At 58.7% G+C, this 14,798-nt stretch carries 12 protein-coding genes; 5 read left to right on the forward strand and 7 right to left on the reverse strand.

Annotated elements, in window-relative coordinates; all coding sequences use genetic code 11:
* Positions 1-127 precede the first annotated feature (127 nt).
* From SIAM614_RS12485 to SIAM614_RS12495, 3 genes are all read right to left on the reverse strand, one after another.
* On the reverse strand, positions 128-1,054 hold the full coding sequence (locus SIAM614_RS12485; RefSeq protein WP_006934934.1) for an AEC family transporter: 927 nt from the start codon (positions 1,052-1,054) through the stop codon (positions 128-130).
* A gap of 61 nt (positions 1,055-1,115) precedes the next feature.
* A complete protein-coding gene (gene ruvX / locus SIAM614_RS12490; protein ID WP_006934936.1) occupies positions 1,116-1,604 on the reverse strand; it encodes a Holliday junction resolvase RuvX in 489 nt (162 codons plus the stop codon).
* 48 nt (positions 1,605-1,652) lie between these two features.
* A complete protein-coding gene (locus SIAM614_RS12495; RefSeq protein ID WP_006934937.1) occupies positions 1,653-3,437 on the reverse strand; it encodes an autotransporter outer membrane beta-barrel domain-containing protein in 1,785 nt (594 codons plus the stop codon).
* A 234-nt stretch (positions 3,438-3,671) separates the two neighbouring features.
* Between SIAM614_RS12495 and SIAM614_RS12500 the strand changes: the two genes are divergently transcribed.
* Positions 3,672-4,376 carry a metal-dependent hydrolase gene (locus SIAM614_RS12500; protein ID WP_006934939.1) on the forward strand — a complete coding sequence of 235 codons (705 nt, stop codon included), beginning with the start codon at positions 3,672-3,674 and terminating at the stop codon, positions 4,374-4,376.
* 49 nt (positions 4,377-4,425) lie between these two features.
* Here SIAM614_RS12500 and SIAM614_RS30545 read toward each other — a convergent pair whose 3' ends face one another.
* Positions 4,426-6,453, reverse strand: coding sequence for a methyl-accepting chemotaxis protein (locus SIAM614_RS30545; RefSeq protein ID WP_006934940.1), 2,028 nt, complete (start codon positions 6,451-6,453; stop codon positions 4,426-4,428).
* Between the two features lie 335 nt (positions 6,454-6,788).
* Here SIAM614_RS30545 and SIAM614_RS12510 point away from each other — a divergent pair, with 335 nt between their 5' ends.
* Together SIAM614_RS12510 and SIAM614_RS12515 are read left to right on the forward strand one after the other, a co-directional pair.
* Positions 6,789-7,337, forward strand: a complete 549-nt coding sequence (locus SIAM614_RS12510; RefSeq protein WP_040440117.1) for a cupin domain-containing protein — start codon at positions 6,789-6,791, stop codon at positions 7,335-7,337.
* Positions 7,338-7,559: 222 nt separating this feature from the next.
* Positions 7,560-9,161, forward strand: coding sequence for an arylsulfatase (locus SIAM614_RS12515; protein ID WP_081455239.1), 1,602 nt, complete (start codon positions 7,560-7,562; stop codon positions 9,159-9,161).
* 118 nt (positions 9,162-9,279) lie between these two features.
* On the opposite strand, the gene SIAM614_RS12520 is transcribed toward SIAM614_RS12515, so the two are convergent.
* The 3 genes from SIAM614_RS12520 to SIAM614_RS12530 all read right to left on the reverse strand — a co-directional run bounded on the left by SIAM614_RS12520 (position 9,280) and on the right by SIAM614_RS12530 (position 12,493).
* Entirely contained in the window at positions 9,280-10,476 is a 1,197-nt protein-coding gene (locus tag SIAM614_RS12520; protein WP_040440118.1) for a lytic murein transglycosylase, read from the reverse strand.
* Between the two features lie 142 nt (positions 10,477-10,618).
* Entirely contained in the window at positions 10,619-11,095 is a 477-nt protein-coding gene (locus tag SIAM614_RS12525; protein WP_006934944.1) for a hypothetical protein, read from the reverse strand.
* Between the two features lie 228 nt (positions 11,096-11,323).
* The gene (locus tag SIAM614_RS12530; protein ID WP_040440052.1) at positions 11,324-12,493 is read right to left on the reverse strand and encodes an SH3 domain-containing protein; all 1,170 of its coding nucleotides are present in this window, start codon (positions 12,491-12,493) and stop codon (positions 11,324-11,326) included.
* Between the two features lie 293 nt (positions 12,494-12,786).
* Between SIAM614_RS12530 and SIAM614_RS12535 the strand changes: the two genes are divergently transcribed.
* On the forward strand, positions 12,787-13,986 hold the full coding sequence (locus SIAM614_RS12535) for an ABC transporter substrate-binding protein (protein WP_006934946.1): 1,200 nt from the start codon (positions 12,787-12,789) through the stop codon (positions 13,984-13,986).
* A gap of 103 nt (positions 13,987-14,089) precedes the next feature.
* The gene (locus SIAM614_RS12540; RefSeq protein WP_006934947.1) at positions 14,090-14,689 is read left to right on the forward strand and encodes a TetR/AcrR family transcriptional regulator; all 600 of its coding nucleotides are present in this window, start codon (positions 14,090-14,092) and stop codon (positions 14,687-14,689) included.
* Positions 14,690-14,798: the final 109 nt, after the last annotated feature.

Below are 14,798 nucleotides of genomic sequence, written 5' to 3' on the forward strand. Positions count from 1 at the left end.
GTTTTAGCCTGCGCGCCACAGTGGCCTGAAGAGCCCGGAAAAACGTCACCCGGTGATGCTGCCGGGGAGACCTAAGCGACTGTTTTTCGGCCAAATTCCGCGGCCTTCTGCAGTCAAAGCGCCTCAGTCAGGTGACCAGCAGCAGCGTGAGCGGGATAGTCAGGGTTGCGGCCAGGGTCTGAAGCGTGATGATTTCGGCCATCAGCTTGGCGTCACCGCCCATCTGACGGGCCAGCAGGTAAGAATTGCTTGCGCAGGGTACCGAGCTTGCAATGACGACAACGATCAGCGCCGGGCCGGTGACACCCAGGAAACTGGCAAACGCGAAGGCAACCAGCGGCATGAACACCGGCCTCAAGAACGTGCCGAGGGTGAGGGCCGGTCCGGGTCTGCGCAGCGAGCCGAGGTCGAGCCCGGCACCGACGCAAATAATGCCGATGGGAAGAGCCGCCCTGGAAAAGATTTCCAGTGTGTCGTTGATCATGGAGGGCAGGGCGAGCCCGCTGACATTCATGATGCCGCCTGCACCAATCGACAGGATGAAAGGATTGGTGAACAGGTCTTTCAGGATCTTCGTAGCGCTTGGGGTCGTCCGGCTGGCGTAATGGGACAGCACCAGAATGCTGGCCACGTTGAGCACGGGGATCATGAACACCATCGCGACCGCCAGCATGGCCAGCCCCGTTTCGCCGACGACATTATCGGCGATCGCAAGAGCGATCATGGCATTCCAGCGCAAGGTGCCCTGAAAGATGGAGGTAAAGCGCGGCGCGGCAATTCCCCAGACCCGTTCCAGGGGCGCTCTCGCCAGCAGCAGGAGCAGCGCCATGAACAAGATGGAGCCGAGCAGAGCTCCGCCCATGTTGAGCGTCGGAAAGCTTGCAAAATCGGCTTGCGAGATCGTGCGAAACAGCACGGCGGGGAACAGAACGTAATAGGCAAGACGTTCGACACCGCGCCATTGCTCGCCGGTGATCAGTCCGGTTCGGGCGATCAGGTAGCCAGAGGCAATCACGAGGATGACCGGCATCAGGGCGGCAAGCGTGGTGAGCATGTATTAGGCTTTCGCGTTCGACGGGCCTGAAGGCAATGGCCCGTATCCGGCAGTGGTGGGATTAGCCGTTATCTAATCCCATAAAGCCGAGTCGGTCCAGAAAGCCCTGCAGAATGTAGGCGGCGGCCATCTTGTCGACCACATCTGCCCGCTTCGCCCGGCTGGTGTCGGCTTCCAGCAGGGTTCGCGTTACTGCCGCCGTCGACAGCCGCTCGTCCCAGTAGGTGATCGGCAGGTCTGTCTTCTGCGACAGATTGCGGACAAAGGCGCGGGTCGCCTGGGCGCGCGGCCCCTCGCTGCCATCCATGTTCAGCGGCAGACCGAGCACGATGCCGCCAACACCCTGCTTGGCGCAAATGGTAAGCAGTTGTTCCGCGTCCAGGGTGAACTTCTTGCGGCGGATCGTTTCCATGGGAGACGCGATACCAAGGCCGAGATCGGAAAGTGCCAGACCAATGGTCTTGGTGCCAAGATCCAGACCGATCAGGCGTGTGCGAGCAGGCACAGCGGCTACGAAGTCTTCCAGGGAAAGTGCGGGGTCATTTGCCATTTTGCGGCTTTACCAGTGAGCCATGGAAAACGCCAGTTCGATTTGCTCTCAGAACCCGATAGCGACACGAAGTTGCCCTTCCCAGACGTCCAGACCGTTCTGGCCAAGGCTGAGATAGCCTCCCTTGGCATCCAGTGTGACGTTCTCTGCAAGAAGGGCGGTCGCTCCACCGCGCAGTGTGAAGCTCCACGCCGAGGCGGTGACAAAGTTCAATTCGTCATCGAGGATCTTGCCGTCGTTCGGCCGCAGGTATTCATAGACGGCGCCGGCTTCCACGTAGGGTTGGATCAGAAGCCCGTCCTGCAAGGTGAACTGCCGGCTGAATTCGGTCGAAAGCTCGATTGTGCCGAGAGAGGCGGCATTTCCTGAAATAGGAACACTGACGGCCCGGTTGAGGATCGTTCCGTTCAGATCGTACCCATCGGAAAACACGCGATTGAAGGTCACGGTCGCCTTGGGACGCACCTGGATATCGCTCAAGGCATATTGACCGTGAACGCTGAAAGTCGCACCAAGTTCATGCGTATTGTAGTCTCCGCTCAGCACCGAAATGTCCGATTGGCTGGTTGAAAAACCATAGCTGAGCGAGCCATCGACCGCCCAGTGCTGCGAAAGGCGCACGGCGACATAAGGGCCGATCTCGAAGCCTTGCGTGTCTATTTTCAAGTTGGAATTGAAACCGTCGGTATCGATGGTTTCAAAGGTCACCGAAAGGCCTCCGACAATATTTTCGGTCAGCTTGCGGTCCGCGCCCAAGGCCGCTGTTCCGCTGAGTGTCTGAAAATCCCTGCCGAAGCGACGATCGTCACTGTAAACGCCGGTTACCGTACTCCAGGCATTCCAGAGTGTCGGTTCGATCAGGTCCCGGCCCGGCGTAATTGGAACTTCATCCTGCGCCTGCAGGCGCTCGGCTTCCAGAAGCTGTTCGCGGGTGCAGAACGCCTGTTGGTTGGCTGACTGTGTTTCCTCGACTGACCGTGGATCAATGCAATAGCTGATCACCTGACCATCGGCTCGCCTCACAGGCACGAACCCGGCCGGTAGGCTCGGTTGAGCCGGGTTGCGGCTGCCCGGCGGCAGGGTGCCGATTGGGGGCGTGACCGTTCCAGGCGCACCTGTACCTCCACCTGAGGGGGGAAGTGTTCCGATGGGCGGGGTCACGCCCCCGGGAGCACCCGGCAACACGCCGGACGGCGGCACCACCGCAATAGGCGGTGCGGGTGCGCCCGGGCGCCCTGGGGAGAACCCACCGGGTGGCCGCGTGCCGATCGGAGGCGTAACGCCTGGCGAAGGTAAGGTTCCTATCGGCGGGGTGACCCCACTTCCAGGTGGTGAGATCGGTCCCGGCAGGCCGGGCATCACGCCACTCGGGGGCAGGATTGCGATCGGAGGGACTGGCCGCCCGAAATTCGGAAACAGCCTGCCTATGGGCGGGGTTACAAGGTTTGGCGGCTTGATGTTGTCCGGAAGCTGAAAATCGCGTTTCTGATTCTGCGTGTCGATCAGGCAGTCGGATCCGCCGTCGACGCTGTAAAGCTTGTGCGTGCCGCCATTTCCGCTCGAAACGACTGGAGAAGTGGACAGATGCAGCCCTTTGCCGGCACGGGACCAGGTGTCGACCGTCTGATTGCCCTGTGCGGCGTCCAGTCTGTAATCCCCGGCAACGGTCCCGGAAATCCAGATCGAACGGCCGTCGGATTTGTTGGTACCCAGAAAAAGCAGCCCGCCATCGTTCTTGCAATTGGCGGCAAAGGCCGGCGTCGAAAGACTGCTCAACAGCAGCGCGGCCGGAAAAGTGAACTTCCGCCACACGCGTTTCTTTTGCTGCCACATCGGCGATGCTCCCAGATGCACAGAAACCTCTGCGTCATTGTGGGGCGAATGCGGGGTGTGATCTAGCTCTGGTTGCTGAAATAAATGGGACGTTGCCATAATTGCACAGTGGCATAGGTAAAAGTACTGACCACCGCGCAGCCTGGTGCAAGTCATCGTGCGCGCAACCGGCTTGTTGGGAGCTGTCCGACCCTGATAGGGTCCGACCCAACCTGACGCAACTAGGAGACCTCAATGAAACTGACCTGGTATGGCCATTCTGCCTTCAAGATCGAGATTGACGGCGCGTCCATCCTCTTTGATCCGTTCTTCTCCGGAAATCCGTCGTTCCCGGAAAATCTGTCAGTCGATCAGGTCGCAGAAGGGGTGACGCATCTCATACTGACTCACGGTCACAACGATCACATTGGTGATGCCGTCGATATCCTTAAAAAGACCGGGGCACAGTTGACCTCGAATTTCGAGATCTGCATGTGGGCAAACCGGCAGGGGATCGAGAACATCAGTCCGATGAATTCCGGCGGCAAGGTGAACGTCGGTCCGTTCAGTGTCGCACTGACACGCGCTGATCACTCGTCATCCTTCCAGGGTGGCGAAGAGGCCATCTATCTCGGCAATCCTCATGGCGTTATCGTCGAGGCCCCCGGTGAAAAGGTCCTTTATCACCTCGGAGACACCGACATATTCTCCGACATGGCCCTGATCAACGAAATCTATCAGCCGAAGATCGGCCTTGTTCCCATCGGCGACAGGTTCACGATGGGCGGCAAGTCGGCAGCACTTGCCTGCACCCGTTTCTTCGACTTCGATACGATCATTCCCTGCCATTACGGCTCGTTTCCTATCATCGATCAGACGGCAGACACATTCCTGAAGGAGATGGGGGAGGCGAAAGACAAGGTCGCGTCTCCCAAGCCGGGCGAAACGCTTGAGTTATAGGACGGTTTTGGTGCTGGCCTTTTGTGAAGCCAGCACCTTTCGGCCTTAATCAGGCGGCGTCCAAACGGGCGAGGAAGTCGTCCAGCGATTGCCGGAGATTTGCCGACTGATCCTGAACGGACGCGGAAGATCCGCGCAACTGACTCGAAGAGTTGACCAGGGCCTGTATGGCTTTCTGCATCTGCATCATGTTCCGGGACACGATGTTCGTTTCCGAAGATGTTTCCTGAGCGTTTGCGGCAATCTCTGTTGTTGCCGCACCCTGCTGCGCCACTGCGGCGGAAATCGTGGTCGTATGGGTGTCGACGTCGGTCATGGTCGTTGAAATTTGCTCGATCGCAAGCACGGCCTCTCTGGTTTCCGACTGAATGGCGGCGATCTGTCCGCCGATCTCTTCGGTCGCCTTCGATGTCTGTGTGGCCAACTCCTTGACCTCCGCCGCGACCACTGCAAAGCCCTTGCCGGCTTCACCGGCTCGGGCAGCCTCAATGGTCGCATTGAGCGCGAGCAGGTTTGTCTGTTCCGCAATCGCCTGGATGAGCACCACGACTTCGCCGATCTTGTCGGCTGCGTCGGCCAGGTTGGAAATCTTCCTGTTGGTTACGGAGGCCTGGCCCGTCGCAGAAGCCACTACGGATGCGGTCGCTTCGACCTGACGGCTGATGTCTGCGATGGAAGCTGTCAGTTCCTCGGCTGCTGCGGCAACCGTATCCACCTTGCCAGAAGCATTGTCGGCTGCGTGCGTGGTCGATTGCACGATGGAACCGGATTCGTCCGCGGTCTTGGTGGACATGTCCACGGCGACCTGCAAACCTTCGGTGGCATTGTCGAGCGCTGCGAGAACCGCCTCCGTGCTTTCGCGGAAATCTTCGGCAAGTCTGTGCATCAGCTTCTTGCGGTCCGCGGCTTGAATCTCCCGTTGCCGGTCGACTTCATCCGCCAGTTGCCGCTGTTCGATCAGCGAACCCTGGAAAATGTTCAGCGTATCGCGCAGTTGGCCGAGTTCATCCGCTGCTTTCCAGGTGGGGGGATCGATATCCAGTTGGCCGGACGCAAGCAGATTGGCGTTTTCAGAAAGCTGCCGGGCACGCTGGCCGATTGTACGGCTGAAGTAAAACCAGGCGGCCACGGCAAGCAGGGAGAGCAACAGCGTGCCACCGATCTGCAGAGCATTGGACGTCTGGGCCGTCGAGCGCAGAGAAGACAACCCCTCATCCATCTCCTCGTGAATCAGCGTTTCGGCGTCATCTGCCAGTGCGATGAATTGGTCGAAGGTTTCGTCAAACGCAACATCTGCTCCAGAGCCTGCCTTCTCTGTCGAAAGCGTGGCCTGGTGCCGGAGGTTTGCTAGATCGATGAGCTCACCGATTTGCGAAAGAACTGCGTTGTTCTTCTGAAGGGCAGGGTGGGCTTCAAGCGCCTTTCGGGCATTCTCGAAACTTCCAATGGCTTCGGAAAAATCCTCGCCGTCGTCACCGCCGAGAATCTCCGCGACCAGCAAGTGACCGTGGGCGAGACTGTATCTTGCTTCACCGGCCAGAGCTTGTGCCTGGGCATCGTTTGCAAGGGGGGCGGCGATGGCTGCGATCTTCTGTTCCAGATCGTCATAAAGCGCGTCGAACTGCTCGTCGGCCGAACTGCCGACACCCTGATCGCCTGCCAGAGAAGCGTACCGGCCTTTTGCGGCGGCGACAAACTCATCGACCGCGATCAGAACGTCTTCGATTTTGCTGCGGACTTCTGGAGAGCGGGACGGGTAAAAGGCGCCTTCTTCGTTGGTTCCGCCGTTGAGGATGGCGTTGGCATAAAACCGCGTCTCTTCAAGCAGGCCCCAGACTTCGTCGATGCTCTCGCCATCGTCGCCCGACATGATCTCCTCAAACAGCAAATGCGCATGCGTTGCCGTGAGTTTTATCTCCATTGCGGCATCCCCCAGGGGCGCTAATTCCGCTCCAAGGTGCTCGCCTTCCTGCGCGACGCTTTTCATGAGGGTGTAGGAGAAGAAGCCCATCGACAGGGAAATCAAAACCAGAGCACCGAATATCAGCGCCAGCTTGCGGGAAATACCAAATCTCATGAGAGCCCCAACGTATCTGAAGTGCAGGTGGGGATGGTATTAGTTTCGAATTAAATTAGTATTTAACCTGATGATTGAAGAAAAAGACATTGGAAGTTTTAGTTATAGTTGCGACATTGATTTGCAATCTTGTCGTGTATTTCGTTGAATCTATTTGCGTTGCTTCGCAGGTGGATGGTGGCCGAATGCGGATTGGTGTGTGATAAGTTGTTCAAGTCATTGTGAGAATGTTGTTGCGCCTTGAAACGTCAGGCACAATGCAAGCACATTTTGGTGCTAGCCAGGCGGTCGTTCTGGCCAAGTCACTCAAGCAAATGAAAAACCGGGGACTTATCATGAAGCTTTCCAGCTTTGCTTTCATCGTGGTACTGAGCGGCGCTCTTTGCGCGATGCCAGCCTTGTCTGCAGACAAGTCGATTACGCCTGATGGCAAACCTGCACCCTCCAAGCCGCACGCCAAGCCGGGATCCAAGGCCGCGCAGGAAGAAGAAGCCGCTTCCAAGACGCCCTACGCCACGGTTCGCGACGTTTTTTCCGGGGATGAGACTGTAGCGGGAGAACAGGTTGCCTTTCCGCAGTCGAACCCCTCCGTAAAGGCTATCGAAATCACGATGGAGCCAGGCGAAGTCAGCCAGTGGCATCAGCATCATGCACCGCTGTTTGCCTATATTCTTGAGGGTGAGATCACCGTCACCTACGAGGAATTCGGCAAAAAGGTCTACCGCGCGGGTGAAGGCTTGCTGGAGGCGATGGACGTTACCCACCAGGGGGAAAACACCGGAGAAGGGCCGGCAAGGATATTGGCTGTCTTTCTGCTAGGGGATGACGGTGTGGCCACGGTTGCCGAGGACAATCCCGGAGCAAACAAGAACAAGGTGGAATGAGTGCGGGAAACCGCTCTTTTCTTTCTGCACATCCATTGATTGAACAGCCCCGGTTGCGCTGACAACGCATTCGGGGGTTCCGAACTTTCTGTAAATTATCGAAAATTCCTTGTCAGACCGAAAAACTTACCTAAGGTAACCTTAGACTGCTTGCCGGAAGTTGCAAGACCATGCTTGCAATCATAAGGCGCGGTCCAGGCAACCATTCAGGTGGGAGTTTTCATGAGCCATTTTCGCATTTTACCGCGTTGGAGCGCGGTGGTCCTCGGACTTGCAGCAGCTTTTGCCGTAACATCCCAGACAACTCTGGCGCAGGAAGCACAGAAGCCGAATATACTCGCCATTTGGGGGGATGATATCGGTACCTGGAACATCAGCCACAACAATCGTGGCATGATGGGCTACCGCACGCCGAATATCGACCGGATTGCACAGGAAGGCGTCGCCTTTACCGACTATTACGCCCAGCAAAGCTGTACGGCCGGGCGCGCTGCGTTCATCGGCGGCAACGTGCCTGTGCGTACCGGCATGACAAAGGTAGGTCTGCCGGGCGCCGAGCAGGGCTGGCAGGAAACCGATGTCACCATGGCAACCATCCTGAAAGCGCAGGGCTACAAGACAGGCCAGTTCGGCAAGAACCACCAGGGAGATCTGGACGAACATCTGCCGACCAATCACGGCTTCGATGAGTTCTTCGGCAACCTCTATCACCTGAATGCGGAAGAAGAGCCGGAAAACCGCGATTATCCGGGGGACATGGTCCTCGCAAACGGCAAGACCTTTCGCGAGCAATTCGGTCCGCGCGGTGTCCTGCATACCTGGGCCAATGCAGACGGGACACAGAAGATCGAGGACACCGGTCCTCTTACAAAGAAACGCATGGAAACCGTGGACGACGAGACGCTGGCGGAAGCCAAGCGCTTCATCCGCGAAGCGGTGGAGGAGGGCGTTCCCTTCTTCGTCTGGTGGAACGGAACACGCATGCATTTCCGCACACATGTAAAATCGGAGCATACGGGGATTGCCGGTCCAAGCGGAGATACCTACCACGACGGCATGGTCGAACATGACATGCATGTCGGTGAGCTTCTGGACCTCCTCGACGAACTGGGCATCGCCGACAACACGGTGGTGATGTATTCGACAGACAACGGCCCGCATTTCAACACCTGGCCGGACGCCGGTACGACGCCATTCCGCAGCGAGAAGAACTCAAACTGGGAAGGTGCTTACCGCGTACCGACCTTCGTTCGCTGGCCGGGTGTCTTCCAGGAGAACGTGACGCTGAATGGCATCGTTGCCCACGAGGACTGGCTGCCGACCTTTGCCGCGATTGCTGGTGCTCCGAACATCAAGGAACAGCTTCTCGATGGCGTTGAGCTGGGTGGACGGACTTACCGCAACTACATCGACGGTTACGACCTGAACGCCTATCTCAAGGGCGAGAGTGACGCGTCGCCGCGCCATGAGTTCTGGTACGTCAACGACGATGGTCAGGTGGTGGCAGCCCGGTACGACGACTGGAAGGTCGTCTTCCTGGAAAACCGCGGTCAGGCGTTTGGTGTCTGGCAGGAACCGTTCACCGAACTCCGTGTTCCGGCGATCTTCAACCTGCGCCGGGATCCGTTCGAGAAAGCGCAGCACAATGCCAACATCTATTTCGACTGGTTGCTTGACCGGGCTTTTGTGATCGTGCCGATCCAGGGGTTGGCGGCTCAATTCCTGCAGACGATGCAGGAGTATCCTCCGAGCCAGACCCCAGGATCCTTCAATCTGTCGGCGATCGAGGAAAAACTGAAAGCCGGTATGAGCGGCAGCAACTGAGGTTGATTCAAGGTCGAAAAAAAGCCCGGGACCTCAGTGAGGTCTCGGGCTTCTTTGTGTGCATCTGCCGAACGGGCGTCTGGAAACCTCTGCGTTCGCGATCTCCAGACTTAAGACCTTAAAGACGGTTCAGCAGCTCAGGCGTCGGCCAGGCATCGGCCGGCATGCCAAGTTTCTGCTGCACCTGCTGCACGGCGTTGCGGGTCCCTGAGCCGAGAATGCCGTCGATCTTGCCGACGTCATATCCCATGCTCGACAGCTTGGACTGGAGCTGTCTCATCTGGGCATCGTCCAGGCCGGGATCCGGGTTGCCCTGGGTATAGACGGGCGCGCCGGCCAGTCTGGTCGCGAAATAGGCGGCGGTGGTCGTGTAGACGAACGACTGGTTCCATTCCAGATAGATGTTGTAATTCGGATAGGCCAGGAAGGCCGGTCCCTTGCGGCCCTGAGGCAGCAGCAAGGACGCTGGCAGGTTGCCGGCAATCTGGCCCCAGCGCGGCTGTACGCCCAGGGCTGCCCACTGGGCACCGGTCTTGGTCTTGTCGAGGCCGCTTTCGGCCCAGTTGAGGTTTTGTGTAACCTTGACTTCCTGCAGCCACGGCTCGCCGCGGCGCCATCCCAGATGCTGAATGAAGGCACCCGCCGTCAGGATTGCGTCAGCGGCACTTTCTTTCAGCTTCACATGCCCGTCGCCATCGCCATCGCGGCCGAACTTGATGATGTCTTCCGGCAGCATCTGCACCATACCGATCTCGCCCGCCCAGGCACCGGTGGTGGTTCTCGGGTCAAGGTCGCCATGCTGAACCATCTCTATGGCTGCAATCAGTTGCGGACGGAACAGCTCCGGACGGCGGCAGTCGTGGGCAAGGGTCGCCAGCGCGTTGACGGTGTTGAAATCTCCCTGCACCGCGCCGAAATCCGTTTCCAGCGCCCAAAAGGCGGTAATGACCGGCGCCGGAACGCCATATTCGGATTCCGTGTGCTGGAACACGTTGGCGTATTTTTTCATGTTCGCAGCACCGTTCTTCATCCGGTAGCCGGAAATCACCCGCTGGGAAAAATCCAGGAAGGTCATCTTGAAAACGCCTTGCGCGCGGTCCCTTGAGAGCACCTTGCGGTCAACCTGTGCGCCGGCCAGGGTCTGATCCGCCGCATTTGCCGAAAGACCCTTGGCAAGTGCTTCCTGCTTTACGCCGGCCAGAAACTGCCGGAAGTCGCCGCCGCACTGCTGCGCCTGAGCGGGCGCGGTGGCGAGCCAGAAACCGGCGAGGGCGGTCGCTGCGAGTTTCGGTGTGAAGCGAAGGCGGCTTGTCATGAAAAATCCTGTTGTTAGGCGCAAAAGCAGGCCGAAGCCTGAAAAATCGGCCATAGTTGACTGTGCTTCGCCCGTAAGGTCAACCCGTTGTCACGGTGCGGGGAAGGCTCTTCCACGAGGTCTTTGCTGGAAAACTTTTGGCTTAGCGGCAGTTGCCGAAATCCGAGCCGACCATGATGCCGCCATTCGGGTTTCGTTTCAGAGGCGCGTTGACACTGGCCGACGAGCGGCAGTCGGATGAGGAGGTTCCAACGGACGGCGATTGATAATAGGGGGCATTCACGCCCGAGGTCTGCTGCTGGCACATCTGATAGGCCATGTCGTAAAGCGCCTGCCAGCCACCCGGCATCGAACCCATATTGTCCAGGACGCCAAGTGCGGCGCCGGCGCGCGCGCCGCGATAGGCGCCTGATGGCCCGCGCCATTCGCCACCAGCAACCGCTCCGGCCATGCCGCCGGAAACCGCATCGCCGACGACGTCGCCGCTGCCCATGTGAGCGTTGGCGTAGTCGGTCGCATAGATCGTGCAATCGGTTCCATCCGCCTGAGCTGGCGGTATCGCTGCCCCAACGAAAATGAGAAGGGAAGTGCTGAGGCTCAGGGCTGCATGGTTGGCCATGGTCCGTCTCCTGTCTGCAGTGCCTCACAGGCACCACGAAACCGGAGCATTCCGTAAGCCGGTTTCAGGCGTCAGAATGCTCCTACCTTTAAAGAGCGATCGACACGGGCGCTGCCAGGTGCCCCGTCGATGCCGCCGCACCTGCCCGCGGCAGGTCCGATTTTCAGATCGACGGGATATTACACTTCGACGCTTAACAAGCCTCTACCTTGCAAGTGCAGGTTTTAGTTACGGCTTCGACAAGGCTTCCAGGAAGCTTTCGCCCACATAGCCGGTCTTGCCGTCGTATTGGACCCCGCACCACCAGTTGCCGCACGCACTGTAACGGACTTCGGTGCCCGCCGGGATGACGGCCAGAACCGCTGCGTCCTTGTTCTGCGCTTCCCGCAGATTGACGGAGGACCTTATCTTGCCGGCGAGCGGAAAGGTCTCATCGGACGTATTGGCATCCGCGGCCGCAGGGGCGGGGGTGGCTGCCGTAGCGACGCTCGCATCGGCTTCCGGCTGCGTGTCCGAAACCTGATCTGAGCCAGCTTCCGTAGGTGCTGCAACCGCACTGGTAACAAGAGCGCTGCTGGTTGGCGTCACCTGGGGGGCGATTTTGACGGGCACGGGTTGAGGCGGAACAAGCCTTGCCTGGATCTTGTTGTCGGCGGCGTTGTTCGTGTCATGCCCCAACGGGTTGGAGTGATCTTCCGGTGCCGGTGACGCTGTCGTTCTCGATGCAAACACCTGGCGGATACGGTCCTTGGCCAGTTTGACCTGCTCTGCACTTGCCGTCGGTGCGGCGGTCAGGTCGGTCCGACCTTCAAATTCAGTCTCTGCACCGGCGATGAGGCTCTCGATCGTGGGGGCGGCGTTGATCTGCTGGGTTTGAACCGTGCGGCTGTCTGACGTTTTTCCGGCCAGAAGACCGCTGAGGCTGAAGAACACCGCGCCAGAGCCGATGCCGACTATCAGCAAGGTGCTGAGCAGAAGCGTTCCGAAACTCGGCCCCTGCCGGAAGCTGTCTGCTGCCTTCGCCATCTTGGCGGGAGCGGGAACCTGTTCCGGCTGAAGGCCGGCTGTCCGTGTTCCCCGCAGCGGGCTGCGCAATACGCCGGGCATGTCGAAGCCGGCTTCCTCTTGCGCGCCCGAAAGGGTGGGGCGGCGGGATGCCGTCGGCTTCAGGTCAGCGGACGTTGCGTGCATCTGCAGGATCTTGGCGGCAAGAGTTGTTCCGTCAGGATCGGCGTCTTCCGCCGTTGCGTGACTTTCGGGCACGGTGTTGGCAGTGTCATCACCTGTGAGCGGGGCAGTCGGGACGACGAGCTTCAACTCGTTCTTCTGAGATGCATTGTCCGGATCGTGGCCTTCTGGGAAGTCGCAAGCGGTGGCAGGCGCGGTTACGGAATACATGTGGCCCTCCTGGTTTTGCGGTTCGGGCACGCTCGGAGCGGTTGCCATAGTTAGGTACGCAAACATTAATCTTCGGCATTGCGTCGTCACGCGGGCCGGATTGCGGCGGTACTGGGGAAATTTGCGTGAAATGTGACGGGGCTGTGGTCTTGCGCTGGTGTTTGTCCGCGCTGTTTGCAAAAGCCTAACCTGTCTCTGTCAGACTTGGCGCAAACAGGCTGCCAAAGGGCACGGGCCGAAGACCGGTCACCCGGTCAGGACGATGGCAAAGCCAGAAACAACGGGCAATCAACATGACGCGCTGGATCTCTCATCTCATCTCCCGCACGGCCACGGTCGCGGCAGGCATGGCAACGGGATTGGCATTAACCTGCCAGGTGGTCGCGGCGCAGGACGTTGAAGAACTGAAGATCGGCTTGTTGGCGACCCTGTCCGGCCCGGCGGCGATCTACGGCGAACAGATGCGCGACGGTTTCATGCTGGCCGTCGAACAATCAAACGGTGCCCTGGGTGGTCTGCCGACGAATGTGATTGTCGTCGATGACAAGCTGGACCCGGAGTACGCTGTCGAGCAGGCGACAAAACTGATCGAGGAAAACGGCGTCGATCTCATCGTTGGTGTGAATTTTTCCAAAGTGATGCTGGCCGTGCACGATCCTATCGTGCGCTCGAAGACCCTGTTCATCGGCACTCATTCGGGGCCCGCGCCGATCGCTGGGCGCAGTTGCAGCCGCTACTTTTTTTCCACCGCTTCGCAGGACGACCAGGTCCACGAGACGATGGGACGGTATGCAAGCCTTAAAGGGTATCAGGACGTCGTCACCATCGCTCCCGACTATGAAGCCGCCCGCGATGCGGTGGCCGCTTTCCGCCGCCATTTCAAGGGGCAGATCGCCCGGGAACTGTTTCCCAAACTCGGGCAGACCGATTTCTCGGACGAGTTCAAGCAGATAGAAGAGATCGAGCCGGACGCAATTTATGCTTTCATGCCGGGTGGAATGGGGGTGGAACTGGTGAAGCAGTTTCACACCTCCGGACTGAAGGGGATCGTTCCCTTCCTGTCTTCCGAGACGGTGAATGCCATCACGCTTCCCTATACGGCGGAGATGGCGGAAGGGCTTAACAGCGCCTCTCACTGGGCGCCCAACCTCGACAATCCCTCCAACAAGAGGTTCGTGCGGGAATTCAGCCGGGCGTACAATCACGAGCCGTCCGTTTATGCCGCCCAGGGGTATGACGCCGCCAAACTCATCCATTTCGCTCTGGAGCTGACTGGCGGCATCAAGGATCAGGAAGCAATGATCTCGGCCATCAGCGCCGCGCCGTTTGAAAGCGTTCGGGGAGATTTTCGTTTTAATTCGAACCAATTTCCCATTCAGGACTTTTACCTTGTGGAAGGTGTCCGGCGCACCAGCAAGCTTTATGAAATGGAAGCTGTTGCCCGGGTGTTCGACGATGTCGGCGACGCCTATGCCGGCTCGTGCCGAATGTAGCTCGAGCCCGTGCGGCGCGCCTGTCTGGATGATTTGAAACGATCAGTCCAGAAATAAATCGTGCTCCTCTTGCATTCTGGACTGCGTAGTCCATATCAGAGGCATGAGAGACGACGCAGCCCATATCTCCAGTCCGGAAAAACGCACGGCAGGCCCTGGGCGCCCACGCAGCTTCGACGAAGCCGCGGCGCTTGAGTCTGCCATGAATGTGTTCTGGCAGAAGGGCTTCGAAGCGACCTCTCTTGACGATCTCACCAAGGCAATGGGGCTCAGTCGCTCCAGCTTTTACGCAACGTTCGGCTGCAAGCAGACGCTGTTTCTTCGGGCACTCGAGCATTATTCCGAAAACGGAATTCGCGGGCTGAAGGAAGTTTCCGAAACCGCTACAGACGATCCGGTGGACGCCATGATGCAGGCATTGTCCGACCCGAAAGGCGGGCCGAGAGGCTGTCTTCTGGTCAACTGCATCACCGAACTTGCACCGCACGACGACAAGGTCGCGGAAATCGGACGTCGTCACCTGGAAAACATCGAAGATCTTTTCGCCGCGGCGATCGACCCTGCCAATCCGGATTCTGTCCGGGACAGGGCGAGCGCCTATTCATCGCTTGCCATCGGTACCTTGGCACTGCGCAAGGCAGGTCTTCCTGCAGACCGCATTGCAAGAACCCTGAAACAGGCACGGACAGTCCTGATGCCATAAACGGCGGAAGGGCCGTCCCGGCAATGAAGATCCACAACAATTGCGCTCAATATTGGACTGAACGGTCCAGAAATAGTGAAGCAGACAAACGTCAGAAGGAAAGTTGAAT

This window comes from Roseibium aggregatum IAM 12614 (assembly GCF_000168975.1).
In the GTDB taxonomy this organism is placed as follows: domain Bacteria; phylum Pseudomonadota; class Alphaproteobacteria; order Rhizobiales; family Stappiaceae; genus Roseibium; species Roseibium aggregatum.